The organism is Microbacterium sp. 2FI (assembly GCF_005502885.1).
Classification (GTDB): Bacteria; Actinomycetota; Actinomycetes; order Actinomycetales; family Microbacteriaceae; genus Microbacterium.
In genome coordinates this window covers 78,016-103,662 of sequence record NZ_SCMR01000005.1, presented here as the reverse complement: position 1 = coordinate 103,662, position 25,647 = coordinate 78,016, and the positions used below count along the sequence as shown (strand labels likewise).

At 66.7% G+C, this 25,647-nt stretch carries 22 protein-coding genes, 1 tRNA gene and 1 pseudogene; 8 read left to right on the top strand and 16 right to left on the bottom strand.

The genetic code is table 11. The features are described 5' to 3' along the window. Positions 1-29 precede the first annotated feature (29 nt). From FFS15_RS06665 to FFS15_RS06655, 3 genes are read left to right on the top strand one after another with little or no spacing between them, the layout of a single operon-like run. A complete protein-coding gene (locus tag FFS15_RS06665; protein ID WP_137844231.1) occupies positions 30-893 on the top strand; it encodes a branched-chain amino acid ABC transporter permease in 864 nt (287 codons plus the stop codon). Continuing rightward, complete coding sequence (locus FFS15_RS06660) at positions 880-2,658, top strand: ATP-binding cassette domain-containing protein (protein ID WP_137844230.1); 1,779 nt, start codon at positions 880-882, stop codon at positions 2,656-2,658. The genes FFS15_RS06665 and FFS15_RS06660 overlap by 14 nt, the downstream gene beginning before the upstream one ends. Continuing rightward, a complete protein-coding gene (locus FFS15_RS06655) occupies positions 2,655-3,341 on the top strand; it encodes an ATP-binding cassette domain-containing protein (RefSeq protein ID WP_137844229.1) in 687 nt (228 codons plus the stop codon). The genes FFS15_RS06660 and FFS15_RS06655 overlap by 4 nt, the downstream gene beginning before the upstream one ends. A gap of 56 nt (positions 3,342-3,397) precedes the next feature. On the opposite strand, the gene FFS15_RS06650 is transcribed toward FFS15_RS06655, so the two are convergent. The 6 genes from FFS15_RS06650 to FFS15_RS18855 all read right to left on the bottom strand — a co-directional run bounded on the left by FFS15_RS06650 (position 3,398) and on the right by FFS15_RS18855 (position 9,465). Then, positions 3,398-4,912: a GMC family oxidoreductase N-terminal domain-containing protein gene (locus FFS15_RS06650; protein ID WP_137844228.1), complete on the bottom strand. Its 1,515-nt coding sequence runs from the start codon at positions 4,910-4,912 to the stop codon at positions 3,398-3,400. Positions 4,913-4,951: 39 nt separating this feature from the next. Further along, positions 4,952-6,367, bottom strand: a complete 1,416-nt coding sequence (locus tag FFS15_RS06645) for an aldehyde dehydrogenase family protein (protein ID WP_137844227.1) — start codon at positions 6,365-6,367, stop codon at positions 4,952-4,954. 134 nt (positions 6,368-6,501) lie between these two features. After that, complete coding sequence (locus FFS15_RS06640; protein WP_137844226.1) at positions 6,502-7,458, bottom strand: helix-turn-helix domain-containing protein; 957 nt, start codon at positions 7,456-7,458, stop codon at positions 6,502-6,504. Between the two features lie 96 nt (positions 7,459-7,554). Further along, positions 7,555-7,953, bottom strand: coding sequence for a nuclear transport factor 2 family protein (locus FFS15_RS06635; RefSeq protein WP_137844225.1), 399 nt, complete (start codon positions 7,951-7,953; stop codon positions 7,555-7,557). 12 nt (positions 7,954-7,965) lie between these two features. After that, complete coding sequence (locus tag FFS15_RS06630; protein ID WP_212743124.1) at positions 7,966-8,778, bottom strand: MoaF C-terminal domain-containing protein; 813 nt, start codon at positions 8,776-8,778, stop codon at positions 7,966-7,968. A 21-nt stretch (positions 8,779-8,799) separates the two neighbouring features. Then, positions 8,800-9,465 carry a zinc-binding dehydrogenase gene (locus FFS15_RS18855; protein ID WP_249353797.1) on the bottom strand — a complete coding sequence of 222 codons (666 nt, stop codon included), beginning with the start codon at positions 9,463-9,465 and terminating at the stop codon, positions 8,800-8,802. Between FFS15_RS18855 and FFS15_RS18850 the strand changes: the two genes are divergently transcribed. Beyond that, the gene (locus FFS15_RS18850; protein WP_249353795.1) at positions 9,442-9,942 is read left to right on the top strand and encodes a hypothetical protein; all 501 of its coding nucleotides are present in this window, start codon (positions 9,442-9,444) and stop codon (positions 9,940-9,942) included. The two genes, FFS15_RS18855 and FFS15_RS18850, sit on opposite strands and share 24 nt — an antisense overlap. Before the next feature lie 228 nt (positions 9,943-10,170). Here the strand turns inward: FFS15_RS18850 and FFS15_RS06620 are convergent, their stop codons facing one another. Both FFS15_RS06620 and FFS15_RS06615 read right to left on the bottom strand, forming a co-directional pair. Further along, positions 10,171-10,953, bottom strand: coding sequence for a CPBP family intramembrane glutamic endopeptidase (locus FFS15_RS06620; protein WP_249353793.1), 783 nt, complete (start codon positions 10,951-10,953; stop codon positions 10,171-10,173). 490 nt (positions 10,954-11,443) lie between these two features. Continuing rightward, a pseudogene (locus tag FFS15_RS06615) lies at positions 11,444-12,600 on the bottom strand (IS3 family transposase). 1,149 nt (positions 12,601-13,749) lie between these two features. Between FFS15_RS06615 and FFS15_RS06610 the strand changes: the two are divergent. Further along, complete coding sequence (locus FFS15_RS06610) at positions 13,750-14,988, top strand: hypothetical protein (protein WP_137844223.1); 1,239 nt, start codon at positions 13,750-13,752, stop codon at positions 14,986-14,988. Here the strand turns inward: FFS15_RS06610 and FFS15_RS18600 are convergent, their stop codons facing one another. Next, on the bottom strand, positions 14,989-15,126 hold the full coding sequence (locus FFS15_RS18600; protein WP_171013105.1) for a hypothetical protein: 138 nt from the start codon (positions 15,124-15,126) through the stop codon (positions 14,989-14,991). Between the two features lie 493 nt (positions 15,127-15,619). Here FFS15_RS18600 and FFS15_RS06605 point away from each other — a divergent pair, with 493 nt between their 5' ends. Next, entirely contained in the window at positions 15,620-18,367 is a 2,748-nt protein-coding gene (locus FFS15_RS06605) for an AAA family ATPase (protein ID WP_137844222.1), read from the top strand. A gap of 16 nt (positions 18,368-18,383) precedes the next feature. Here the strand turns inward: FFS15_RS06605 and FFS15_RS06600 are convergent, their stop codons facing one another. Continuing rightward, positions 18,384-19,583, bottom strand: a complete 1,200-nt coding sequence (locus tag FFS15_RS06600; protein WP_137844221.1) for a Fic family protein — start codon at positions 19,581-19,583, stop codon at positions 18,384-18,386. Between the two features lie 103 nt (positions 19,584-19,686). After that, the gene (locus tag FFS15_RS06595; protein WP_137844220.1) at positions 19,687-19,902 is read right to left on the bottom strand and encodes a helix-turn-helix domain-containing protein; all 216 of its coding nucleotides are present in this window, start codon (positions 19,900-19,902) and stop codon (positions 19,687-19,689) included. Between the two features lie 95 nt (positions 19,903-19,997). Between FFS15_RS06595 and FFS15_RS06590 the strand changes: the two genes are divergently transcribed. Further along, on the top strand, positions 19,998-20,741 hold the full coding sequence (locus tag FFS15_RS06590; RefSeq protein ID WP_137844219.1) for a hypothetical protein: 744 nt from the start codon (positions 19,998-20,000) through the stop codon (positions 20,739-20,741). Continuing rightward, a complete protein-coding gene (locus tag FFS15_RS06585; RefSeq protein WP_137844218.1) occupies positions 20,728-21,879 on the top strand; it encodes a tyrosine-type recombinase/integrase in 1,152 nt (383 codons plus the stop codon). Before FFS15_RS06590 ends, FFS15_RS06585 begins: the two co-directional genes overlap by 14 nt. 146 nt (positions 21,880-22,025) lie before the next feature. Here the strand turns inward: FFS15_RS06585 and FFS15_RS18595 are convergent. From FFS15_RS18595 to FFS15_RS18845, 5 genes are all read right to left on the bottom strand, one after another. Beyond that, positions 22,026-22,101 (bottom strand) — tRNA-Met (locus FFS15_RS18595). A 92-nt stretch (positions 22,102-22,193) separates the two neighbouring features. Then, the gene (locus FFS15_RS06580) at positions 22,194-22,865 is read right to left on the bottom strand and encodes a GAP family protein (RefSeq protein WP_137844217.1); all 672 of its coding nucleotides are present in this window, start codon (positions 22,863-22,865) and stop codon (positions 22,194-22,196) included. Beyond that, positions 22,862-24,526 (bottom strand): SulP family inorganic anion transporter, encoded by a 1,665-nt coding sequence (locus FFS15_RS06575; RefSeq protein WP_137844216.1) that lies wholly within the window; start codon positions 24,524-24,526, stop codon positions 22,862-22,864. The genes FFS15_RS06580 and FFS15_RS06575 overlap by 4 nt, the downstream gene beginning before the upstream one ends. A 16-nt stretch (positions 24,527-24,542) precedes the next feature. After that, complete coding sequence (locus FFS15_RS06570) at positions 24,543-25,022, bottom strand: heme-degrading domain-containing protein (RefSeq protein WP_137844215.1); 480 nt, start codon at positions 25,020-25,022, stop codon at positions 24,543-24,545. Further along, positions 25,019-25,498 carry a WYL domain-containing protein gene (locus tag FFS15_RS18845; protein ID WP_249353791.1) on the bottom strand — a complete coding sequence of 160 codons (480 nt, stop codon included), beginning with the start codon at positions 25,496-25,498 and terminating at the stop codon, positions 25,019-25,021. Before FFS15_RS18845 ends, FFS15_RS06570 begins: the two co-directional genes overlap by 4 nt. Positions 25,499-25,647 lie beyond the last annotated feature (149 nt).

Below are 25,647 nucleotides of genomic sequence, written 5' to 3'. Positions count from 1 at the left end.
TCAGACCACCAACGAATACGAGGAGTCCCGTGACGATCATCGGAGCCTTAGCCGCCGGGTTGGGAGCAGGCGGGCTGTACGCCGTTATCGGCGTCTGTCTCGTCCTGATGGCGACCCTCACGCGGGTCATCAACTTCTCGCAGGTCGCCGTCGGCGTCTACGCCGCGTTCCTGGCGATCAGGTTCGTTCCACTGGGCGTGCCGCAGTGGGGCATTGTGATCATCGCGCTGATCGTGGGGGCGGCGGTCTCTTCGCTTCTGGGCTGGATCATCGCGACCTGGCTCCCCGAAGCCACGGGCACGGCTCGCTCCGCGGTGACCGTCGCCGGGCTCCTCTTCTTCCTCTCTGTCTCTTACCTGCAGTTCGGCACGCGCCCGCAAGCGCTCGTGCCTCTGGTGTCGGGGCCTCTCGTGAGCTTCGGTGTGGTGACGATCACGAAGCTGTCCGTGGCGCTCATCATTCTCGCCATCGCGGTGGCCGTCTTCGCCAAGCTCGTGCTCACCAAGACCCCGCTGGGCGTTCAGCTCCGCGCCATCTCCGATCGCCAGACGGCCGCTGAGCTGCTCGGGATCAACGTCAAGGTGCTGCAGATCGGCGTGTGGGCATTCACGGGGGCGGTCATGGCCCTGGCGATCAGCTTTGCGGGCAACAGTCAGGCTGCCAACGCCGGGGTCATGGTGAACCTGATCATCCCGGGGGCGGCGGCCGCGCTCATCGGTGCGTTCAAACGGATGGACCTCGCGATCATCGGCGGCATCCTGCTGGGCGGGATCCAGGGACTGCTCACGGCCATCCCGTCCATCAACCTGCTCCGCGACTGGATACCGATCATAATCATCGTGATCTTCCTGCTGTGGAGCCAGCGCAAGGAGGTGTGGGATGTCGCTCGCTGATCGCAGCAGCCGCACCCGACGGGTCGGAATGCCCTTCATCATCGCGGTCGCGGCGCTCGCCGTCGCCATCGGATTCGCCTTCGGCCTGCCGGCCTACATCGTCTTCCTCGCCACAACCGTCCTGGTGTCGATGATCGCCCTGCTCGGTCTCGGAGTGGTGACCGGCACTGCCGGCATGATCTCCCTGATGCAGCTGACCTTCGCCGCCGTCGGCGCCTGGGTGGCTGAGCACCTCGCGATCAACACGCCGCTCGGAACGATGTTCGGCGGGTTCAGCTTCATCATCATCATGCTGATCGCCGGCCTCGCCGCAGCTGTCCTCGGTCTGCTCGTCGGGTTGCCGGCCCTGCGCCTGCGCGGAGTCAACCTCGCGGTGCTGACGCTCGGCGTCGCTGCGGCCGCAGACGCGACCTTCCAGAAGATCTCGTTCCCCGATGCCACGACGAACGTGCGGATGCCGCGTCCGTTCGACCTGGCCAACGACCCGACCGGCGACCGGTACTACTTCATCTTCACCGCGGTGGTGACCATGCTCGTCTGTCTCGCCGTCTACTTCCTGCAGAACGGTCGATGGGGTGCTTCGTGGAAGTCCGTTGCGTTCTCGGAGCGCGGTACGGCGTCCACCGGGACGAGCGTGCGCGGGGCCAAGCTCACGGCCTTCTCGGTGAGCGCGTTCATCGGCGGCATTTCGGGTGTGCTGCTTGCCGCACAGATCAGCAAGGTCAATTTCATGACCTTCCTGCCGATCAACTCTCTCGCGCTCTACGTGCTCGCGATCGTCGTCGGGGCGCACCTGATCGACATGGCGCTGTTCGGCGGCATCCTGTTCGTCCTGGTCCCGGAGATCTTGAAGCAGTTCGGCGTTCCGCTGGAATGGGGGAACATCGTGTTCGCCCTCCTCGGCGTGCAGGCGCTGACGTCCAACTCGAATCTCGGCCAGGACCTCCGCAATGCCGCCTTCCGGCGTCGCCGGAAGCGGCTCGGGCTGGGGATTGCGGAGAAGAAGCTCGCCACCTTCGAGGGTGGGGAAGCCGTGCCGATCCCCGAAGGGACGGGGCGGACTCTGCTCACCGTGGAGGATGTCGGCGTCGAGTTCGGTGCGGTGAGGGCGCTGCACGGCGTGTCGCTGCAGGTGACGGAGGGAGAGATCCTGGGCCTCATCGGCCCCAACGGCGCGGGCAAGTCGACCTTCGTGGACGCCCTCACCGGGTTCCTCCCGCAGCACACGGGAGAGTTCGTTCTCGATGGCGTTCCACTCAAGGGCAAGCTTGTCCATCAGCGCGCCAAGCTGGGACTTCGACGTACGTACCAACAGGACCGCGTGCCGCCGACCCTCACCGTCGGAGCATTCGTCGACTTCGTGGCCAACGGCCAGGCAACCGCGGCGGAGATCGACGAGGTGCTCGACTTCTTCGGCTGCCCCGCCGCGTCGACTCCAATCTCCGTCGTGGACGTCGGAACCCGCAGGCTCATCGAGGTCGCCGCGAATGTCGCTGCCCGACCGAAGCTGCTGGTCCTCGACGAACCCGCCGCCGGGCTCTCCCACGAAGAGCACATCGAGTTCGGGCAGCGCCTGCGCCTCGTTCCCGACAAGTACGGCGTGACGATCATCATCATCGAGCACGACCTCGATCTGGTGCGCAGCGTCTGCTCGACGATCACCGTGCTCAACTTCGGTGAAGTGCTCGCCACCGGCAAGCAGGAGGACGTGCTGTCCAACCCCGAGGTGCTGAAGGCCTACATGGGCGAAACGGAGATGCTATGACCCTCACGCTCACCGACGTCACCGTCCGTCGCGGAATCGGCCCGGTGATTTCCGATGTCAGCCTCGAGATCGTGCCGGGTGAGGTGACTACGCTCGTCGGGCCGAACGGGGCGGGCAAGACGAGCCTGCTCGAATCGCTCTCCGGCGTGATCGGCGTGAGCAAGGGCTCGGTGACCATGGACGGTGCCGACCTCACCAAGATGTCACGCCGCCGTCGTGCGCGCGCCGGCCTCGCCCATGTCGAGCAGGGGCGCATGATCTTCCCGTCGCTCACCGTCAAGGAGAACCTCCAACTCACGGCGCGCACGCCGGCGGACCTCGATGCCGCCCTCGCACTGTTCCCCGAGCTCGAGAAGCGCATCGGCAGTGTCAGCGGCCTGCTCTCCGGAGGCGAGCAGCAGATGGTTGTCCTGGCGCGGGCTTTCGCTGCAAAGCCGAAGTATCTGCTCCTCGACGAGATGTCGCTGGGCCTGGCGCCGGTCGTGTTCTTGCGCCTGATCCCGATCATTCAGCAGATCGCGAAGGACGGCGCGGGTGTGCTGCTCGTGGAGCAGTTCGCTCATCTCGCGCTCAACATCGCGTCGGACTCCTTGGTGATCACCGGCGGGCGGGTCAGCTATCACGGCCCGGCCAAGGCGCTGCTGGAAGATGAGAGCCTGCTGCGCTCGGCTTACATGGGCTAGAGATCCGCACGCAAGAATGCCCCCTCCGACGGAGGGGGCGTTCTCGTTTCCTGCTGTCAGCCCTCGAGGAGGAAGGCCGCCCCGCGCTCGCCGATCAGAACGGTCGGGGCGTTGGTGTTGCCCGAGATGATCGTCGGCATGACGGAGGCATCCGCCACCCACAGCCCGTCGACACCGTGCACGCGCAGCTTCGGGTCTACGACGGCATCCGGCCCGACTCCCATCCGGCACGTGCCGACCTGGTGGTGATACGTGATGGCGCTCTTGCGCACGTACTCGTCCAGATCCTCGTCCGCGACCTCCGGTCCGGGGTAGAGCTCGCGGGCTCCCCACGCCGCGAGGGCCGGCGCGCGGCCGATCTCGCGACACTGCGCGACGGAGGCGACGAGGGATGCGGCATCCCGATCGTCCTCGAGCGCCGCGAGGTCGATCGCGATCGGATCGTGCGGCCCGGCGCCGGTCAGCGTCACGCTGCCCCGGCTGTAGGGCGTGATCAGGCCGGCCATGAGCGAGAACCCGCTCTCGGGGCCGGTCATCCCGTCCTGGTACATCGGCACGCTGAAGTTGATGGGCTGCGTGTCGGGTACGGGCAGCTCCGGGTCGCTCCGCCAGAACAGATGGGTTTGAGTCACCGAGACGCCCGGCTGCGGGGGAGCGATCTCGCGTTCGTCGGTGGTGAAGATGACCGGCGACAGGAGATGATCGTGCAGGTTCTTGCCCACGCCGGGGAGATCGACCAGCGTCTCGATGCCGAGCTGTGCGAGCTCGTCCTTCGGCCCGATTCCGGACCGAAGGAGGATGCGGGGAGAATCCAGAGCGCCCGCAGCAAGCACGACGTCGTCGGCGGTCACGGTGCGCACCTCGCCGTCGATCTCGAACTCGACACCGGTCGCGCGCCCGTCGCTGAGCAGCAGGCGGTGCACCCACGCGCCGGTCAGGATTGTCAGATCGGGGTGGCCCTCGATCGGTCGTACGTAAGCGACATAGGTGCTGAGGCGCGAGCCGTTGCGAACGTTGATCTGCTCCTGTGAGACGCCGTCGAGGACGCCGTCGTTGTAGTCGGGGTTGTGCGGGAGCCCGATCTCCACCGCTGCGTCGATGATCGACTGCTGGATCGGCACGAGCGGGTAGCCCCCCACCACGTCGAGGGGACCGCCGACCCCGCGGGTCTGGCCGGGGCCGCCGTCGTAGTTCTCGATGGCCTGATAGATGGGCAGCACGTCCTTCCACCCCCAGCCGGTACAGCCATCTGCTTCCCAGCCGTCGAAGTCGCGTTCGTCTCCACGCACCCAGATCGCCGCGTTGAGCGAATGGGAGCCACCTAGCACCTTCCCGCGCGGCAGGTGCAGTCGGCGATCGGCGGCGTGGGGTTGGGGCACGGTGTAGTAGGCCCAGTCCTCGGGGCCGTGCCAGAGCGAGCCCATGCCGACCATGTCGTGGATCATGGGGTTCGTATCGGGGCCGCCCGCTTCGAGCAGGAGCACGGTGCGTCCTGCATCGACCAGGCGCCGGGTCACGACCGAGCCGGCCGAACCGGCTCCGATCACGATCGCGTCGTAGTGATCCGTCATTGCATCTCCTTCGTGGAAGTTGTTCGGGCCGTGCCGTGCTCAGACCGTGATGACCTTGGGCGCCGAAACGGCCTTCAGGCCCTCGCGCCCGAACTCCATGCCGTATCCCGAGCCCTTGACCCCGCCGAACGGAACATCGGGGTTGAGGGTGCCGTGCTGGTTGATCCACACAGTGCCGGCTTCGATCCGCTGTGCGACGGCGACCGCCTCGGCGACATCGCTGCCCCACACCGACGCTCCCAGACCCTGGTCGGATGCGTTGGCGCGCGCCACGGCATCGTCCACGTCGGTGTAGCGGATCACCGGGATCGCCGGACCGAACTGCTCTTCGTCGACAAGGCGCGCGCCGTCGTCGATGTCGGCCACGACGGTCGCGCGATAGAAGTGAGGGCCGAGCTCGGGGGCAGCCTCGCCACCGGTCACGATGCGCGCACCGCGCGACCGCGCGTCCTCGACCAGGCTTGAGACGATGTCGAACTGCTGCTTGGTGGACAGGGGACCCAGCACGCTGCTCTCGTCCAGTCCAGGACCCATGGGCATGCTGGCCGCCATGTCCGCCAGAGTGCGGACGACCTCTTCGTACTGCGAGTCGTGCACGTAGAGCCGCTTGAGCGCCGCGCACGTCTGTCCGGTGTTGATGAAGACCCCCCAGAAGAGGTTCTCCGCGATCGCCTTGACATCGGTGCCCGGCAGGATGATGCCCGGGTCGTTTCCACCCATCTCGAGCGTCAAGCGTGCGAGGTTGCCCGCCGAGCTCTTGACGATCGCGCGACCGGTCTTGGTCGAACCGGTGAACATGACCTTGTCGATATCAGGATGGGCTGCGATCCCCTCTCCGACGTCTCGGCCGCCGGAGACGACGGTGAGCACTCCTTCGGGCAGATGGCGGTTCATCAGCTCGGCGACGGCCAGCACGCTGAGCGGCGTGTATTCGGACGGCTTGCTGACCACGGTGTTGCCCATGCGCAGCGCAGGCGCGATCTGCCAGATCGCGATCATCGCGGGCCAGTTCCACGGTCCGATGGCGCCGACGACGCCGAGCGGACCGTAGTGCAGCTCCGAACGGGTGCCGGGCGCCTCGAAGACCACTTCGGGGTCGAGCGCGGTGTCGGCGGCATTGCGGATCCATGCCGCGCAGCCGCCTGCCTCGAACCGGGCGCCGGGGCCGTTGAGGGGTTTGCCCTGCTCCTGGGCGATGATGCGCGCGAGCTCCTCCGCGTGCGCGTCGATCTCGTCGGCCGTGCGATGGAGGATCGCCGAGCGCTCGGCGTGCCCGAGCGCGGCCCATGCCGGCTGAGCGGCACGTGCGGCGGCCACGGCGCGGTTCAGGTGTTCGACGTCGTGCACGGGCGCATGGCCCATCGTCTCGCCGGTGGCGGCATCCGGAATCGCACGTCCCTCCGCGGCCGGAACCGTGATCGCGTCCAGAAGACTCGTAGTGGTGGTATCGCTCATGTGATGCTCCTCGATGAAAGGTCTTGGACCAGTTTCGGAGCAGCTAGCGGCTGTCCTTTGACGCCGAGCGCACGGCACCTGTCACACGGCGCACACCTCCGCAGACGGGCCGCAGAGAAGGGAGTCGCGTCGCGTCAGCGGTGCGCGGGACGCAGAGCCGACGGCGGCACGCCGTAGTGCGCGCGGAAGGTTCGACTGAAGTGGGCGGGGTCCACGAAGCCGTTGCCGAGGGCGATGGTCGTCACCGAGCGGTCGGCATAGGTCGGATTGACGAGTTCGTCGTAGGTCCGCTCGAGGCGGCGAGTGCGGATCGTCGTCGACACCGACGTGCCATGCGTGCTGAACAACGCGTGCAGGTGACGTACGGAGATGAAATGCGCCGAGGCGATCTCCGCGGGGCACAGCTCAGGTGAGCTCAAATGGATGTCGATATAGTCCAGGACGCGCCGCATGATCGCGCCGTGCCCGCCGGTGAAAGGACGTCCGGCCGCGTGCTCCTCGAGCAGGGTGCCGACCAGGTCGACGGCGGATCGGGCAAGTCGTCGCGCGAGGTGACCGTCGAGTCCATCGGACTGCTCGACCAGCTGAGAGAGGTACGGCCGGACCATCGCACCGATGCCGGTGTCGCCGGAGAAGCGTCGCGCTGTCAGTTCGCGGACTGCCTCCGCGGGCAGTTCGATGAGCTCCTTGGGGAACATCACCGTCCCCATCCGCACCCTCTCGTCGAATACCAGGGAGTAGGGCTGATCAGTGTCGTAGATCGCCATGTCACCGGCGCGCAGGGGCGTCTCCCGCCCGGACTGGACGATCAGGCCCTCGCCTTCGAGCAGGAGCGAGAACTTGTAGTACTTGCTCGTCCCGCGCGAGATCAGTGAGTGACTGCGGTGCACGGCGTGCTCGTCTGCTCGGATGTGGAAGACGTGGATGTCGCCCGCGCCGCCGCTGTCGAGGTAACCGCCGAAGTCGTCGGGACGGTTCGTGTGCACATCGAGCGGTACGACCGACTGCGAGACCATCGCGCGATAGGCGCTGAAGCCCAGCAGCGGCAGTTCGGGCGGCGCGATCGAAGCGACAGCACTGATTTCGGGCATTGCACACCTCATTGTGAACGGGAACCTAGGGGCATCGTATACGATCGGTCGCTCGAATGACACATGCGGCTATGAGGCCGGGCGCGAACGCGCTGCTCAGCGAGTCGTCCACGACATGGCTTCGACCACGAGCGCGCTGTCGACCACCTGCTCGAATCGCACGACCCGCGTGCTTTCGAGCCGCCAGATGTGCGTGAATCGTGCGGCGAAACTCTTGCCGGTCACCCGGTTCGTCCCGGAGTACGTGCCGATGCCGATGATCGTAGCCCCGGCGTCGAGCACCTCGTCGACATCGGCGCGGAAGCCGTCCCAGTCCTGCTGGAGTCGCGCGAAGACGCCCTCCGCGACGGCACGTGGTCCGACATATGTGCCGGCCAGCGGGAATCCGTCCGCTTCCGTCCATTCGATGTCGGCGGCGAAGGGGGCCAGCATGCCGTCGAGGTCGCCGGCATCCGAGGCGGCGTAGTGGGCCGCGATGATCTCTGCGTTGGTCATGTTCTCTCCTTCTCAGACCGGCTGGACATCGGGGTAGACGACCGAGCCCAGTGGATAGATGTGGCCTCCGGCCCGGGAGTGCTCCGCCCGGCCCTCGCCGTTCAGCCCGAGGAAGTTGCCGGTCGTCCGCAGCTGATAGCCCAGGTCGTGCAGCCAGACACTGGCCACGGCGATCTTGAACTCGCGGAAGCAGAAGAGGTACATGCCCTGCTCGAACTTCCAGACGGTCGACAGGTCGACGTCGCCGTGCCCGCGCTGCACGCCCTGCACGCACTGCCAGGCGTAGCGCTCCGACGACAGGTACACGTGCTCGTACAGGTGCTCGGGGCTGTAGCGGTAGAGGTTCCGACGGCCGACCAAGTCGCGCGACGGTGCCGGTGCCTCTCCAGAGGCCTCGCCCCCTTCGACCACGCCGGCCCAGAAGTGCTGAGCGACCTGGGGGACGTCCTCAACAGCCTCCGCCTGGATCACGGAGTGGACTCCGATAGACCTTCTGGTTGTGGTGGAGAAGACGAGCGTCAACGACTCCCGCTCTCGCGTGACGAAGGGGATGTTTACGAAGAAGACGTCGGGCCGAACGGCGACGGCTTCGTAGGCGTCCACCCCCGCTGCGTCGATCGCTCCCGACGCGCTCCAGCGCACGGAGTCCGGGTCGACGAAGTCGAGGTTGATCACAGGACCCTCGGCGAACCTCAGACGGACCGATCGTCCGCTCAAATCGGCGTCGGGCAGCCGGTAGGTATCGATGCCGGCGGCGAACTCGTCGTACGTGCGCCATTCCTCGGCGGGCGCCGCCTCGATGGCGTCGCTGATCGTCGGTTCCATTGCGGATCCTCTCATATGGGGCTAGGGGCCGGTCGGGAGCAGGAGGACCTTCATGACGTCCTCTGCGCGCCCCTCGATGACGCCGAAGGCCTCTGCGACGGCTTCGAGCGGGAAGGAGTGTGTGACCAGCTCCGCGTAGGGGAATTCGCCTCTCTCGAGCAGCGCGATTGCGGGGCCGAAACCTCCGGCTGAGAGGAAGGAGGGCAGAATGTCGATCTCCCGCGTCAGCAGATCCTCGTCCGATCGGAAGGAAGTGATCGCTCCGGCGCCGCAGGCGCCGGTGAGCACGACGCGGCCGCCGCGGCGAACGAGCAGCGCGGCCAGTCGCTGGGCGTCGGGCGAGCCTGCCGCTTCGATCACGACGTCAGCGAGGCCGCCGAAGCGTTCGCGCACCACCGACTCGGCATCATGGTCCACCAAGCTCACACCGGCGTCCGCGCCGAAGCGCAGAGCCGTCTCGAGGCGGTTGGCGCGGGTGCCCAGGATCATCACGGACGCGCCGGCGGACCGCGCAGCGGCGACGGTGAGGATGCCGATCGGGCCCGGTCCGATGACGACAACGCGATCGCCCGCGCCGACCCGTCCCCTGGCGATCGCGCGGGAGGCGACGGCGAGCGGCTCCACCAGAGCGGCGACATCCCACGGGAGATCGTCGGGCAGCCGGTGGACGATCGCCTCCGGAGGCACGAAAAGGTATTCGGAATAGCCGCCCCAGAGGCCAGGAGCAACGGTCCTGGGGATGTTGATACCGAGCTCTCGGCCACGAGCGAGGCCGGTCATCATGTCGTCCTGTTCGCACAGGTTGTAGCGTCCTTCGATGCAACGGGGACATCGCCGACAGGGCAGCAGCATCTCTACAGCGACGTGGTCGCCGACTGCGAGCCCACGCTCGAGGGCCGCCGGGTCACCGATCGCGGAGACCTCGCCGACGAACTCGTGGCCGGGCACGAGTGGAAACGGGTCTCCAATGTGTCCGGCCAGAAGATGCAGATCGGTTGCGCAGACACCGACACGCCGAACTCGGATGACGAGCTCGTCGGCCGCGGGTGCGGGGACGGGCATGTAGTCGATGGTCACTTCATTGCGCGACTCGAAGACGACTTGCCGACTCTGCCTCTTCACTCGACCACTGTGGATCAGTGGGCATCACTGGGCTTGCCTTAGCGGGCACGTTACTTGTCACTGAATGAGGCGCGGCCCATCGAATGTGGACGCGACGGCGGGAGTCGAACTGAAGCAGGGCGTTGACGACGAACGACAAACGTCCCCGAAGACCGCGTAATTCCGCGGAAGTTGAGGCTTCGTCGATGATCCTCGATCACGTCGATCGGGGTCCGTTTTCGCGAAGGTGTGGGCAAGTTCGGATGCCGCGTACCGGCCGTTCGCCCCGAGCTATGCCCGCGCGTTGGCGGGTTCGGCGGGGGTTGAGGCGACCGGCTTCTCGTCGGCGCCCTTGATCACCCAGTAGACGACGGCGACGGCGAGGATGCCGATGAACGGTGTGGCCAGGACGCCCCAGACGGGCCCAGCCGGTGCGAACCCGACCGAGAACGCGCCGACATCCCAGATGCCGTGCAGGGCCATTGCCCATACGAGCGAACCGGTGACGCGGCGGACGATGTAGAAGGCCGTGCCCGACATCGCCGCGAGCCCCGCCTGAGCAAGTGCGCTCATGAACGGGGAACCGTTGGCGGCGTTCACGAGATGCATCGCACCGAAGAGGAGGGACGTGAGCAACCACACCCACACTTCGGGCAGGCGGGACCGGAACGCGGTCAGCAGGAGGCCTCGCGACATCAACTCCTCGCAGAAGCCCACGAACACGCCGAGGGCGATGAGCGACAGGATGAACGAGGCGTCGAACTTCGACCAGTCCGTGTTGAACAGGTTGAGGACGGCGACGACGAGCATGATCGCCGGCACGAAGATCGGCCATTTGTGATGCGAACGCTTGCGCTCGAACAGGGCCGGTCGCCACCAGCCGAGCAGGGATGTGGTGATGGCGAGAAGGACTGCGGCGACGACGAGGGGGAGGACCGCTCCCATCCAGGTGAACTCTGCGGACTTCCCGATCTCGGTGAATGGGACGCCGCCCAACTGTCCGACGACGTAGATGACGATGACGTAGCCGACATAGATCGCGAGGCCGATCCAGACTCGAGGGGTGACGCGCATGCGGTGTGCCTTTCGGTGAACGTGGATGGTGCGTTGCGGCGTCGACGCAAGGACGCCGTGGACAGACCAGATCGTGCGGTCCGGGGACACGACGTTCTCGGCTGGGACAACTATTGCGTACTCCGCAGGAACGGCACCAGGGGGGAAATCAGCCGTTCTTCACCTGTTCCGTCGGGTTCGGCTGAGCGAAGGCCGGCTCCACGGCGGGCGCGATCACAGCGGCAATTGCCGTCGCACGACGTCGTTGATGAGGAGCGTCCCAGACGCGACGGCGGGAGTCGAACTGAAGCAGGGTGTTAACGACAAACGACAAATGGCCCCGAGAACCGCGTGATTCCCTGGAAGTTGAAGCCTCGTCGATGCTCCTCGATCACGTAGATCGGGGGTCGTTTTCGCGAAAGTGTGGGCAAAGTGTGGGCAAGTTTGGGGACTGCCGCACGGATAGGTGACAGATCGACCTGCCCCACCTGACGGGTTCCAGTCGCGGTCGCTAACTGGCGACGGGGAGGGTGTTGTCGTTGAGTCTTTCGTATTCGGTGGGGGTGCGGTAGCCGAGGGCGGAGTGCCGGCGCCGTCGGTTGTGGAAGATCTCGATGTAGTCGAAGATCGCGTTCGCGAGTTCGACGCGGGTCTTCCACTTCTTGCGGTTCAGCAGCTCGATCTGCATGGAGGACCAGAAGCTCTCCATCATGGCGTTGTCGAGCCCGTCTCCGACCGTCCCGAACGAGGGCAACAGTCCGGCGGAGCGGATCTTCTCGCCGAATACCCAGGAGGTGAACTGCGTGCCGTGGTCGGCGTGCCCCACGCCGCCGGGCTCGGGCCGACGGTTGCGGATGGCCATGTCGAGCGCGTTCACGACGAGCGTGGAGTCCTGCTTCGAGTCAATCGACCAGCCGACGATCCGGCGACTGTACGCATCGAGGACCGCGGCGCAGTACAGCCACCCTTCTCGCGTCCGATGCTACGTGATATTGGTGACCCAGAGTTCGTTCGGGCGGGCACGGTCGAACTTTCGGTTCACGAGATAGTCGGCGGTGAGCACACCGCGCAGCCGCTTCGTGCGGACTGGACCTGGAAGCCCGTAGATCCCCGCCAGGCGCATCAGCTTGCACACCGTGCGCTCACACACGGTCACTTCCATTGCCATCGTGAGTTCGGCGTGCACGCGTCGATACCCGTAGGTGCCGCGTGACGTGACGTGCACCTCGCGAATCAGCCCGGTCAGCCACTGCCGTCGTAGTTCCGACGGGGTCATCGGACGCCGCTTGTGCTTGTAGTAGTTCTGCCGCGCGATCCCGAAGACCTGGCAGCACCGGTCGATAGGAACCCCGGCGTCGGCCAGACGGTCGATCACCGGGTAGAAGCTTTTGGGCGGGGACGCTCCTCATCGAGGAACTTCGCCGCCTGGCGAACGATCGCCCGCTCGGTCTCGAGCTCGCGGATACGTCGACGTGCGGCCCGCAGCTCAGCCGACTCCGACGTCGGGACACCTGGGCGGCGTCCGTTGTCGATGTCGTCCTGACGGATCCAGTTCGACAGCGTGACGGGGTGGATGCCGAGCTCAACGGCGGTCTGCTTAGCCTGCTTGCCGGCGCGCACCAGCGCTACGGCACGGGCACGGAACTCCGGCGGATACGGACGGGGCATGGGACGAGCCTCTCGGATCATGTCACCACTTAGCCACCGAATCTGGAACCCAATCCGTGGGGCAGGTCAACCTGTCACCTGATCGTGCGGCAGTCCCGAACTACTTCTTCATGGGGTCGGAGGTGATGATGTCGACGAACGGGGGGCGCGAGCCGTCCAAGGTCAGCTGGCTCGGATTCGCCAGCAGCGCGACGTTCTACTTGACGCGATGGTTTCGGATCCGAGGCCCGCACCCGCGATCACAGCAAAGCTGCGTGGTCTGTCCGACAAGGAGCCAAGCTAGATCAATCCCTGGTTGACATCGGCCGTCGCGAGGCAGAGTCGACCATGCTCTCTGCCGTTCGGAGCCAATTCTGGCGAAGCGTCAGAGGAACAGGCATCGACCTGACTGAGGCGTCACGTGCTCGCCAAGCCATCCGTGACGAGTTCGTGAAGTTGAACCTGAGTCAACAGCAGACCCTCATCCGGTCAACATTGAGGGTGCTTGTCTGGCCGGGTCGGGGTACGGATCGCGTTGACATCGAGTCGCTCAAGACGCCTCCCGAACAGTTCTTCGACGACTCCGACGAGTAGCCTCGGTGGCCACCCGATGCGATCGGAGAGAGCCCTTCTGACGGGCCACAGAACAGCGCTCCGCGGCCTCACAGTGCCCGGGTCAGGTGCTATCACGGTGTCGATTTGTCATCTCGCATCACTCGGGGGACTGATTCGGTTGGACGGCTCCGACTAGCCAGACGGTCTCTCCGGCGCAGTCAGGATTGCCTTGGACACTGGTGGACGACCCGCCACCCCCTCCGATGTGAAGCTCGACGCCCGAGCGTGCGATGGTCGCACCGTTGCCGTCAACGACATCGAATGAGGCGGCGTCGCCTGTCACCGAGTAGCCGTCTGGCCACACCAAGGTGACATTGCCTCCAGGTGTGTTGGCAATCACGCAGCCCGCCGCATCCGCAGACAGTGTGGTGATCAGAGCCGCCTCCATGGCGCTCGGTTCCGAACTCGCACTAGTCACAATTCGGAGATCAGCTGACGTGGGGGTGGGCGTCGGAGCAGGAGTGCATGCCGACGCTAGCCCCGCAATAGTAACTACGGCGGCCGCGCTGAGCACCTTCCATCGCACGCCCATCGGGCGGATCATATCATTCAGGCATGTATCGTCGCAGATGGTGTGCCGCCTTTCTGGTTGCAGGACTCCTCACCGCTGGCGCCGTCGCTGGACCGGCGTACGCAGAGACCTCCTCCGTGTCTCCGGAGCCGGCAGACACCCACTCCATGCCTCCGGATCACAAGGAGATTCCCGCGGAGGACGATCCATTGCCCGCAGACATCACCGGAGATGCGGCACTATCTGACGAGCGCGATCGCCTACGGGAACTTCTCAGCCCGCTCCGGGCATACGACGGAGGGTTCATGTGGGACGACGACAGCGCGGTTCTCACTATCAGGATGACGACTGACGCTGCACTCGAGGCCGCACGAAAGACAATCTCACTTTCGGGGACAAGCCTGACAACGGCGTATGAGCTAGTGGAGTACTCGCGGGTCGAGCTCGACGCACTCGCGGACCGCCTGCTCAGCAATCAAGTCGAGTGGGCAGGTGCCAGCGGCATCGGCGGAGGGCACTACATACCGGAGAACCGCGTCATTCTAGAGGTCGATCCGGACTATAAGGACGCTGCCAAGTTGATTGCTGCGATCGAGGGGTTGGGCGACCCACGAATTGAACTTGAGCTCATCGAACCGGTGGAGGGGTGGGTCCCCGAGAGTCGGATGGCCGACTTCCAGCCGTATACAGCTGGCGCAGCGATCGATTCGTCCACTGGCCTCTGCACGCTCGGCTGGACGTGGAGGCGATGGAGTAGCAATCAAGTCGTCGGGTCGACCGCGCGACACTGCGCGAACCTCGTCTGGTCCAACAACGGCACATACGTAGGGACCGTGTTCCAGTCGAATCAGTCGACCGACTCCGCCTTGATGAGCGGCACGACCTACTCGCCTACCGTTTTTGTCGGAGGGACGCCTTCGAACCCGAATACGACAGTTGTGCGGCGCGTCACACAGATAGACACCTCCTGGGATTATGACGACGACGTCGCCATGAGCGGCCGGACCACGGGTCTCAACGTCGCGGAGGTGAAGTACGCGACGTACACCCTGACCTCATGCGCGGGCGCCTACGCGGGTCTGACTGGCGTTCTAATGCAGACGCACGTGACCGCGGGAGGAGACTCGGGTGGCCCGTGGCTGACCACGCAGACGGGCACTGGCTACGTGACAGCGCACGGACAGCATTTCGGCCACGGATGCGTCTCGGGCAACGAGGGGTCCTTCTTTATCAAGCTCAATGCGATCAGCGCGGCCCAATCCGTCTCGATTCTTTTCTACTAGTCAGCAGTACGACGACAGGCTGCCTTGCTGCGCGAGCCGGAGCATCGGGACCAGCCCCGCGGCCGACAGCAGATTCGGATCATCGAACACCGCAGAAACCGCGGCAGGAGCATGCTTGACATGAACGTGCTCCGCCACGCCGACCCCATCGCACAAACCGGTCCGCAAAAAGAGCCAGCCATCCGCCGAAACCCGCGCACAGGAGTCCCGATACAAGGAAGTAGACGTCGGCTGGCTGCACGCATGCGAGCCTGTCACAGTTCCATCGAGAGCTGATGACGCAGGTTGGCTCCAGTGTGCGCACCGTCACTCGCGTCGATCACCCGCATGCCGGTCGGTCAACGTAACGCCGACGTTGGGCGTCACCGTCCGCAACATTCTGCGCGGCCGGAGAGTGGCAGATGTCCGCAAGACCTGCCCGCACTAATCTTGCGGTCAGGTGCGTCATGCGGGACGCGGACGCCGCTCGAAACTGAAGCGAGACGAAGGTCCAAGGCACCCTCGCCGGCGAAGCACCGCACGTCCAACGCCCGACCACTGCGCGAGGAAAGCCTTGTTGAGCACAAGCGCTAAGCAATGCACGTAGGCACCATGCCTGGTGGTGACACGACTGCGCATGTATCCTGTCGGCATGAGAGGTGGGTTGCGGAGCTGGAAGCGGGGAATGGCAGGCCGCGGCATCCGCAATGCCATCTCATACGCATTCGACGGAACCTGCGATGCCCACGTCGCCTCACCCGCCGGCGCGACATCCGCACTCAGCTACAGCGGCGGCGCGTCCGTCTCGCGATTCACGGTCGTCAACGGATCAATCGCTCGCGACACTCTGGACGCCACGAAGCTTCGGCACTGGATCGAAGGTGCGGATCCTCAGACGGGGGCGCAGCGCGGCAGGCCGCACTGCCTCGACAACGCCGACCTCCTTCTCGACGGCACGATCAACTTCCCGAAGTCGTACAGCATCGCCGCTCTCCTCGATCCCGAGATCGCCGCTGAGTTCGAGGTGCTTCAGGATCGGATGCGAGACCTGACCATCACGCTCTGGCAGCGAGAGCTCAACGCTCGCCGCGGGCATGGCGGCAGCATCCGTGAAGACCTCGCCCGGCTCGAGGTCGTAGAGCTCCAGCACCGGCGCTCGCGGGCGCTCGACCCGCACATCCATCGGCACCTGTGGCTGAACATGAAGGTGCAGGGAGTCGACGGCAAGTGGTCGAGCCTCGACTCGCGGGTGGCGATGAAGTTCCACACCGTGATCAACGCCGAGGGTGAGCTTGCCGCTCGCACCGATCCGCGGTGGGTCGAGGCCCTCGCCGCCCACGGGTACACGATCGACGACGACGGCGAGATCGCGCAGCTTGCACATGTGGTTCGTCCGCTGTCGCGACGCTCGAACAAGATCGAGCACAATCGCGCGCGCCTCGTTGCGGAGTGGCGGAGCGGGCATCCGGGGCGTGAGCCGGGCGCCGACGACCTGAAGCACATTGATGCGCGCGCGTGGGCGCAGGGTCGCCCGGGCAAGCCGTCTCACGTCGACGAGGGGGAGTGGGAGGGTCGCGCACTCGCCGAGCTCGCCGAGATCGACCCGTTCCTGCTCTGGCATCGCAGCCCCGCGCGTCTCGAGGCGTCCGCGATCGCCGACCTCGATCGTGACCTCCTCGCGCAGATGGCGATTGTGGATGCCGACACTCGGTCGGTCTCGAGCAGCGGGCGGTTCTCGCCATGGGACGTGCGTGCAGGAGCGATCCGGGCCGTGTCGCGCACCGGAGTGACGGCCAACCGCGCAACTCTCGACGAGCTGATCGACGACGTGGTCGCGCGAGCGCTCGACGACACCGTCGACCTCGTGCCCGACGACACGACGAAGCCGGCGCACATCAAGGCTCTGATGGCGTCGGAGACGGTGCTGCTGAAACTCCGCGTCGGCAACCGGTTCGCCGGTCTCGCCGCGCCGGGAGTTCTGCCACGCCCGGAGCAGATGCGCGAGATCGCCTATCGGCACGCGGGCGAGCGGGGAGAGCTCGACGACGCGCAGGTGGCCGCCGCATCCGCCATCGCCGGCACGAGCCGCCTCGTCTCGATCACCGGTCCCGCGGGGTCGGGCAAGACGACGCTCCTCCGCGTCGCGCGGGATGCTCTCACGCTGCAGCGGCGAGCGGTGGTGCTCGTTGCGCCCACGAAGAAGGCCGCGGTCGTCGCCGAACGCGAGGTCGGCGTCAGGGCATCGAGCCTGCATGCGCTGCTCGCAGACTACGGATGGCGATGTGATGCCGACCCGGCAGGCGGCCAGCGCTGGTCGCGCCTCGGCATCGGGGAGGTCGACGAGGCGACCGGCCGACGGTATCTCGGCCCGCAGCGGTTCGCGCTGCGGCGTGGTGATCGCGTCGTCGTCGACGAGGCCGGGATGGTCGACCTGCAGAGCGCCGACGCTCTCGCATCGGTGCTCGAGGAGACCGGTGCGGGCATCGCAATGATCGGCGACCCGCGCCAAGCTGCGCCCGTCGGCCACGTCGGCGCGATGGCCCTGCTCACGCGCCATGCCGACCAGGTCGTCGAGCTCCGATCGGTGCACCGCTTCGCGGATGCGTCGTATGGCGAGCTCACGTTGCGGCTGCGGCAGGTGTCGACGTCGACCGAGGCGACCACGGTCGCCCGAGACCTTGAAACCGGCGGTCACGTCGTTCGGGTCAGCAGTGTGGATGCCGCGCACGACGCGATGGTCGACGCTTGGTTCGAGAGGGTTGGCCGTGGCGAGCGGGTCGCGCTCGTGGTCGCCACCAATGACGACGCGAACGCGATCAGCGAGGCGATCCAGCAACGACGGCTCGACGCGGGCGAGCTTGCGACGGATGCTGTCGCCCTCGGCCGCGGCGGACAACGGATGCTCGTCGGCGATGTCATCCAGACCAGGCGCAACGATCGCGCCGCCGACGTGCAGAACCGAGCGACCTGGGTCGTCGCTGACATCGCGGACGATCGGATCTCACTTACGAACCTCGCCGACTCGACCGAGCGGCGGTGGATACCGGTCGAGTATGCGGCCGAGCACGCCCACCTCGCGTACGCCTCGACGGTGCACGGGATTCAGGGCGAGACAGTGAACGCGTCGATCGTCGGGCCCGGCGTCGACGCCGCCGGTCTGTATGTCGGGCTCACCCGCGGGCGGCGATGGAACGAGGCGATCGTGGTCGCCGGCTCGGCGGATGCTGCCCGCGACGAACTCGCCGACGCGATGCGACGCGGAGTGAACGAGCCGACGATCGCAGACTCGCGGCGCGCGGCGCAGATCGACCTCAGCCGGGCCGCGCGGCGTGCGGTGGCTCCGGCAGCGATGAATCCGGTGGTGCAGCCGTCGGTGAGCAGGGGAGGGCTCGGGATATAGCCCACGGGAGCGCGGACTAGGTTGCTTCGCGTCGCCCGGCGCGACGAGCGAACTGGTCAAGCGCGGCGAGTACCTCGTCGCTGCGCCAGAACGGCCCGAGCTGGTGTTCCGCTTTCGACTTCACGATGCCGGCTTCGACGAGCGCAGTGAGCGGCGGGTAGACGTTCGGCTGCTTCACGCCGAGCTCCGCGGCCGCCGCAGCCGAGTTCAGCACGGGTCGCCGTAGGAAGACGTCGAGGAGCTTCCACGCGTTGCTGGATCGGCGGACCGTGAGCCGGTCATTCCAGCCCGCGCGGATCTGGTCAAGGTCGGCGACGAGCGCCCGTGTGTTGCCCACGGCGCGCAGTGCGGCATCCGCGAAAGCCGTCACGATGGGGGAGACATCGCCGTCTCGATACGCCGTGAGCGCACGGTGATACCCCTCGACGTCTGCGAGGAGACCGGCCGAGACTGGCACTGCCACATTTCTCGTCACGCCACGGTGTCTCAGCAGCGCTTGTGCGAGGGCTCGACCGGTGCGTCCGTTGCCGTCGGAGAACGGGTGGATCGTCTCGAACTGCGCATGAGCGACCGCCACCGAGACGAGCGGTGCCACATCCGACCGTTTCGCGAATGCCGTGACGTCGTCGAGCAACTCCTCGATGCGCGAATGATGCGGCGCAACGAACTCCGCCCCGACCGGTGAGTCGCTGCGCGTGCCGATCCACACGGCCTCGTCGCGCCAGCGCCCCGGAGTATGTCTCGGCTGCCCGGACATCAGCACCTCGTGCATCCGAGCGATCGCGTCAGGGGTGACGACGTCTGCGAGCTCGATCGCCGCGGTCATCGCCCGGGTATTGGCCGTGACCAACTCCGCATTGCGGCTCGTCTTCGCGCCGAGTTCGGCGCTGAAGATCGCACGCGCCGACGCCGTGATGTTCTCGATCTGCGATGAGGAGGCCGCCTCGGAGCGCAACAGCAACGGCGCGAAGGACGCCACGCGTCCGCCGAGCTCCGCGTCGAGGCGGCTCAGCTCTCGTGCCGCCACATCCGCGGAAGATGCAGCCTTCGGCATCGGGTCAGGGATGAGCTGCGCGATTCGGGCCGGGATCGCCGAACGGTATCTCGTTCCGTAGTCTTCCAACCCGTGACCCACCGCCAACGCGGTGCTGGGGAACCAGGTCTGGTCTTCCCACTCGAGCGCCGGCCACGTCGTACCTGGAGCGGGCGTGCTCATAATCTCGCTGCTTCCTTTTATGAGTAACTAAGTTAACCATAAGACTCTCAGAAGAGCTTGTGAGTACGACACTCGAAGTCTCGACGGGGTGGGGTCCTGCGCGTCAGCTCGACGCGAGCACGTCGTCCGTCCGCGTGCACGCGCGACTCTCCATCCACGCGATCACCTCGGACCGCTTGTAGAGGATCGTCTTCGCGGACAGCCGGTAGAACTTCGGGCCGACCCCGCGATAGCGCAGCTGCGCGATCGCCGCCTTCGTCATGCGCATGAGGGTCGCAGCCTGGGGAAGTGTGAGCCACTCGTTGTCGTCGGCATCCATCTCGACCTCCTTGCGTCACTATGTCACCAATACGCACAAGGTAGTCTGATTGCGCACCCATGTCAATGAGGCGCACGATGTGGGAGGATGCACGCATGAAGACGGTCTATCCCCCGAACCAGTCGGCTCAGTTCAGCCCGTCAGGACCGAGCATCATGGTTCCTCCCGGGATTTCGCTTCGCCCCGTCGTGAAGGGCTGGGCGCGTATCCGCGCTGACCAGATCTCCGCGCTCGAGGAGGGTCAGGAGGTGATCGCCAACCTTCGGATCGAGTACGCCACCAGCACCGGTCGCTTCGAAGTCGCGGCGTTCGGCCTGGATCGAACGGAGCATCCGCTCGAGATCTCCGGAGCGTTCCTTCGCACCGTGCAAGTGCATGCCATCGCGAGGGTGGCGATCCCCGCAGCCGTGCCGCCGTGGGCGATCAACCTCACCTGGCTGCGAAGCCTTCGCAGTCGCGGTGGCGTCAGAAGCTTCCCGGAGTTCGCCCTCTCTGATGAGGATGCGATGCTCTTGACTGCGTTGATCTATCGGATCGCGGAGATATCCGGCGAGAATCCGGCTCAAGCCGTCGCAGATTCGATCGGACTGAAGCAGCGTACCGCCACGAACTGGATCGGGCGTGCTCGGGCTGCGGGATACATGACGAGCACCGATCACGGCACCGCCGCGCGTCGACTCGCGAAGGCCATCGCGGCTCTTCAGAGCCGCCACGCCATCGAGGAGCTGAACGCCCTCCGTGCGCGCAGGGGCATCACCGACGATGACATCCGGGCGCTCGTCGAACGTGAGGACGCCAAGGCGGCTGCAGCGCGGGAGAGGTCACATGGGAACGATTGACGCCTACGAGACCGCACGTGGCAAGCGATACCGCGTTCGCTACCGCACACCCGATCATCGGCAGACTGACAAACGCGGCTTCCGCACCAAGCGCGAGGCCGACCTCTTCCTCGCCACGGTCGAGGTGTCGAAGGCGACCGGGGAGTACATCGAGCCTGCGCGGGCGCGCACGACGGTCGCTGAGCTCGGCCCCGGATGGCTCGAGGCCAAGCGATCGCGGCTGAAGCCCTCGAGCTATCGCGCGCTCGACGACGCGTGGCGCGTCTACGTCATGCCGCGGTGGGGCTCGACGCCGGTGTCGGCGATCACCCACAGCGACGTGCGCATATGGGTCTCGCAACTCGCGGCCGGCACGGCCAAGACGAACCGCCGCGACCACATCCGCACGCGCGGTCAGGGCGCGCGGCCGAAGAGTGCGACCGTGGTGATCCGGGCACACGGGGTGCTGGCATCCGTTCTCGACATCGCGGTGAAGGATCGCCGCATCCCGCACAACCCCGCCCGCGGCGTCGACAACCTGCCCCGCAAGCACCGCAAGGCCCATCGCTACCTCGGCCACGCGGAGATCGAGCGGCTCGCCGCGGCATCAGGCGAGCACTCGACCCTCGTGTACGTCGCCGCCTACACCGGGCTGCGCTGGGGAGAGCTCACCGCCCTCCGGGTGCGGGATGTGGATGCTTTGCGTCGGCGCCTCGCGGTCAACGAGAACGCCGTCCGCGTCGGCGCCCACATTCACGTCGGGTCGCCGAAGACACATGAGGTGCGCTCGGTGCCTTACCCGGAGTTCCTCGAGCTGCCGATCGCCAAGCTCTGCGAGGGGAAGACGCGGGACATGATTCTTTTCGGCGACGGGATCGAGTACTTCGGGCGCCCGCGCTCCTCGGGTGCATCACGGTCCTGGTTCATGACGGCGCTCGACGATGCCGGCCTCGAGCGCATGACGATCCACGACCTGCGCCACACGGCCGCGTCACTCGCGATCAGCTCGGGCGCGAACGTGAAGGCGGTGCAGCGGATGCTGGGACACGCGTCCGCCGCGATGACCCTCGACGTCTACGCCGACCTGTTCGACGACGATCTCGACACCGTGTCGGCATCGCTGAACGTGGCCCGCGCCGCCGCGATCGCGCACTCCTGAATCAGTCGCGATCGAGTCGCAACGACGTGGCTACGCGTACCTGTGCCCACCAAAAGTGTGGGCAAAATGTGGGCAAAACGACGTGTGGGGTCGCATTCGGGCAGTCCGAAAAGCCATCTGATCTGCGATATTCAGTTCCATCGACATGGACGCGACGGCGGGAGTCGAACCCGCAACGCTGCCGGGTATGAACCGGAGCCCGAGACCACCCGGATCGCCGCGATCCGACAACGCTAGGCCCACCCTCCGACCTTCGCGCCGAACGTGAAGCACCGTTGCGCCGTGCGTCGGTGTGTGACGCAGCTCGCCGCACCTTAGAAGGCCGCGATGCCCTTGCCCACGAGCGTCACGCCGATGACGAGCAGCAGGATCGCCATGATCACCGCGTTCTCGCGGCCGAGCCACTCGCGCAGCGCGTCGAGGGGCCCTCTGAGCTTCTCCGATGCGATGAGGTAAGCGACGACGGGCACGGCTACCGTGGAGGCGGCGAGGAGCGTGAACACCACGATCACGACGGCGATGGCGCCGGCATCCAATGCGGCGGAGCCGATCGCGACGCCCGCGCTCGCGCCGAGGAGCAGGTTCTTCGGGTTGAGCCCGGACAGCAGGAACCCGAGACCGAGGGCGCGGGGAAAGGTGATCTGGTCGATCGCCTGCATCCACTTCGGCAGCGTCGCCTGCTCGCCGGCCTTCGGACGACCCCGCCATTGCCGGAGCGCGAGAAGGAGGAGCAGTGCGCCGAGCACGAGCTGGATCGTTCCGAGAATCGGCGCTGATGCGTCGGAGCCCTCGTCCGGCAGGGCAGACGCGAGCAGTGTGAACACGGTCACAGCGACGACGATGCCCAGCATCCACCCGAGCAGAAATCCCACGCTCGTCACCCGCGCTCGCGGCGACAGCAGCATGAGGATCGCCGCGATGATCGGGATCGGGCTGATCGCGATTCCGAGGGCGAGGGGCAGGATCGCCCCGATGGCTTCCGTCACGGAGAATCCTCTTTCGCGGTGTCGGGGTAGAGGTCTGCGAGCGCCGCGCGATTGGTGTCGAAGATTCGCGCGTCGCCGACGAGGTCGAGCTGTGCGAGCCTGTCATGCACGGGCGGGCGAACGCGGCTGAGACTCAGGTCGACCTCGGCCGTCTCGAGCCACTCCCGCAGCGACTCGAACGCCTCGGCGCCGGTGACATCGACATCTGTCACGGCCTCCATATCGAGCACGAGGTGCCGCACGGGCGGGCCCCCGGCTGAGGTGATCGCACGCTTCACGGCCGACGTGAACACGCTCGCGTTCGCGAAGAAGAGCGGCGCCGCGAGGCGGATCACGATCACGCCGGGGGCGGTCACCGTGCCGACCGGAGCCTCGTCGAGGAGAGACTCCTGCGGGTCGCCCGTCGACTCGAGCACGTCGATCGCGGGGTTCGCCGCGCGCTGCGCGAGGTTGACGAGCGCGAGCACGAAGGCGACGAGGATGCCGGGGATCGCGCCCACGAACAGCGTGACGAGGAAGCAGGCGGCAGCGACGCCGAACTCGAAGCGGTCCTTGCCCCACAGATCGCGGAATTCGCGGATGCCGAGAAGGGGCAGGATCGCGACGGCGACGACCGCGCCGATCGCCGGTGACGGGATGTCGGCGAGCAGCGCGGTGCCGAAGAGCAGCAGGAGCAGGGTGCCCACGGCGAGGATGAGCGACGGCAGTTGGGTGCGGGAGCCTGCCTGATCCATCGCCGCCGTGCGCGATGTCGATGCGCCGACCGCGAAGCTGCCCTGGGCGCCGGCGGCGATGTTCGAGACCCCGAAGGCGAGCAGGTCGCGGTTCGCGCGGAACGCGTATCCGCGCTTCTCGGCGTACGAGCGCGAGACGAGGAGGCCCTCTGCGGTCGTGACGAGGGTGAGCGCGATCGCTGACGGGATGAGTGCGAGCCACAGCGTCCAGTCGAGCATCGGCCAGGTGAGAGCCGGGGGACCGGCCGGAACCTCGCCGAGCACATCGACGCCGAGCCGGTTGAGGTGCGCGAGTACGACGAGCACCGTCGTCACCACGAGGACGACGAGAGCCCACGGCACCATCGGCAGCCACCGTCGGCCCAGCAGCAGCAGGGCGACGGACCCGATCGAGATCAGCAGCGACCACACGTTCAGGGTCGGGAGTCCGGTGACCAGATCGCCGACCTTCTCGACGAACTCGCCGCCGGAGTCGATCCCGACGCCCAGCATCTTGGCGATCTGACTGATCAGGATGTCGAACGCGAGTCCTGCGACGAAGCCGACCAGGATCGGCTTCGAGAGGAAGTTCGCGAGGAAGCCGAGCTTGAACACCGCCAGCAGGATGAACATCACGCCGCAGATGATCGCCTGCGCAAGCGCCAACGTCGCATAGTCGGCGCTGCCCGCCGCAGCGAGGCCGCCGATGGATGACGCGACGAGCGCGGCGGCTGCGGCATCCGGCGATGCGACCACTTGACGCGACGACACGACGAGCGCGTAGACGATCGTCGGGACGATGAGGGCGTAGAGGCCCGCCGTCGCGGGGAGCCCGGCGATCTGCGCGTACCCGATGTTCAGCGGAATCGCGATCGCGAGCAGCGTGACGCCGGCGAGGATCTCGGTCACGAGATTGCCGCGGCTGAGGCCCGCGAGCGGCTTCTGCATTCGCGTCACCTCGGACTCAGGCCGAAGCGGGGAGGAGCGCCCGCACGTGCGCCACCACGAAGGCATGGTCGTCCGCCTGGGGGAGTCCCGACACACCGACGGTGCCGACGACGCCGACCCCGGTGATCGTGATCGGAAACACGCCGCCGTGCGCCGCGAAGCGGGTGGTGTCCAGGCGCGCGTCGGAGTCGAACTCCTTGCCCGCCGCGCGGAACGAGAGCCCGACGCCGTAGGAGGAGCGACCGTACCGGCGCGCGACGCGGGTCTTGCGCTCGAGCCAGCTGTCGTTGTCGGCGCTCGAGCCCGGCAGGGCCGTGTGGAAGACCCGAGCCTCGCCGAGCGTGATGCCGATCACGATCGGCAGGGCGTCGGCGAGCGCCGCTTCGCGCATGCGGATGCCGAGGCTCCACGCATCCGAGAGGTCGAAGCGCACGAGCACGATCTCGCGCTCCTCGGACTCGACGCGGGCGAGGGTTTCCTGGACGTCGTCGCTCATGCCTCCGAGGTTACGGGCATCTCGGCATCGAGGGCACGCAGCATCCGCTCGAGCGTCTCACGCAGCTCGCTGCGCGCAGGTTCCGCGAGGTCCGTCGTGTACTCGACGCCGGCGGGAATCCACGACAGCCCGTACATCGTCTCGCGGAAGTCGGCGCCGCCGACCGGCCACCGCGTGTGCGTCGCATCCTCGGCGGTGGCGCCCTGGCCCCACTGCCCGAACATCGCGCGCATGGTGTCGTGCGGGAGCTCCATCACGGCATCCGCCTCGACCGCCTGGCGCACCCACGAGCGCGCGACGAGGATGAACTCCTCGATCTGCTCGGCCGTAAGGGGGCGCGGGTCGAAGAGCACCCGCGTCTGCTCGAGGGCGCTCAGCCGATCGACGCGGAAGGTGCGCCAGTCGTCTCGATCGAGGTCCCAGCACAGCAGGTACCAATGACGCTCGGCGGGGGGCGAGAGCGTGCGGCTCGACACGGCGGCGGGTCACTTCGCCGGACGCTGCTGTGTAGGTGAACCGCACGCGCTCGTGGTCGCGGCACGCGAGGGCGAGATCGCCGAGCACCTCGCTCGAGACCGGCGCGCCGGCGCCGAGGCCGGCCGGCTGCACAGTCTCGGCGAGGGCG

Bases quoted from the DNA above. Each gene is read 5' to 3' on its own strand.
- FFS15_RS06655 (WP_137844229.1), top strand. From the start codon at position 2,655: ATGACCCTCACGCTCACCGACGTCACCGTCCGTCGCGGAATCGGCCCG.
- FFS15_RS06575 (WP_137844216.1), bottom strand. From the start codon at position 24,526: ATGCAGAAGCCGCTCGCGGGCCTCAGCCGCGGCAATCTCGTGACCGAG.
- FFS15_RS06630 (WP_212743124.1), bottom strand. From the start codon at position 8,778: ATGGAACCGACGATCAGCGACGCCATCGAGGCGGCGCCCGCCGAGGAA.
- FFS15_RS06595 (WP_137844220.1), bottom strand. From the start codon at position 19,902: ATGGATGCCGACGACAACGAGTGGCTCACACTTCCCCAGGCTGCGACC.
- FFS15_RS06610 (WP_137844223.1), top strand. From the start codon at position 13,750: ATGTATCGTCGCAGATGGTGTGCCGCCTTTCTGGTTGCAGGACTCCTC.
- FFS15_RS06645 (WP_137844227.1), bottom strand. From the start codon at position 6,367: ATGAGCGATACCACCACTACGAGTCTTCTGGACGCGATCACGGTTCCG.
- FFS15_RS06660 (WP_137844230.1), top strand. From the start codon at position 880: ATGTCGCTCGCTGATCGCAGCAGCCGCACCCGACGGGTCGGAATGCCC.
- FFS15_RS06620 (WP_249353793.1), bottom strand. From the start codon at position 10,953: ATGCGCGTCACCCCTCGAGTCTGGATCGGCCTCGCGATCTATGTCGGC.
- FFS15_RS06605 (WP_137844222.1), top strand. From the start codon at position 15,620: ATGAGAGGTGGGTTGCGGAGCTGGAAGCGGGGAATGGCAGGCCGCGGC.
- FFS15_RS06650 (WP_137844228.1), bottom strand. From the start codon at position 4,912: ATGACGGATCACTACGACGCGATCGTGATCGGAGCCGGTTCGGCCGGC.
- FFS15_RS06640 (WP_137844226.1), bottom strand. From the start codon at position 7,458: ATGCCCGAAATCAGTGCTGTCGCTTCGATCGCGCCGCCCGAACTGCCG.
- FFS15_RS06635 (WP_137844225.1), bottom strand. From the start codon at position 7,953: ATGACCAACGCAGAGATCATCGCGGCCCACTACGCCGCCTCGGATGCC.
- FFS15_RS06590 (WP_137844219.1), top strand. From the start codon at position 19,998: ATGAAGACGGTCTATCCCCCGAACCAGTCGGCTCAGTTCAGCCCGTCA.
- FFS15_RS06600 (WP_137844221.1), bottom strand. From the start codon at position 19,583: ATGAGCACGCCCGCTCCAGGTACGACGTGGCCGGCGCTCGAGTGGGAA.
- FFS15_RS06585 (WP_137844218.1), top strand. From the start codon at position 20,728: ATGGGAACGATTGACGCCTACGAGACCGCACGTGGCAAGCGATACCGC.
- FFS15_RS06570 (WP_137844215.1), bottom strand. From the start codon at position 25,022: ATGAGCGACGACGTCCAGGAAACCCTCGCCCGCGTCGAGTCCGAGGAG.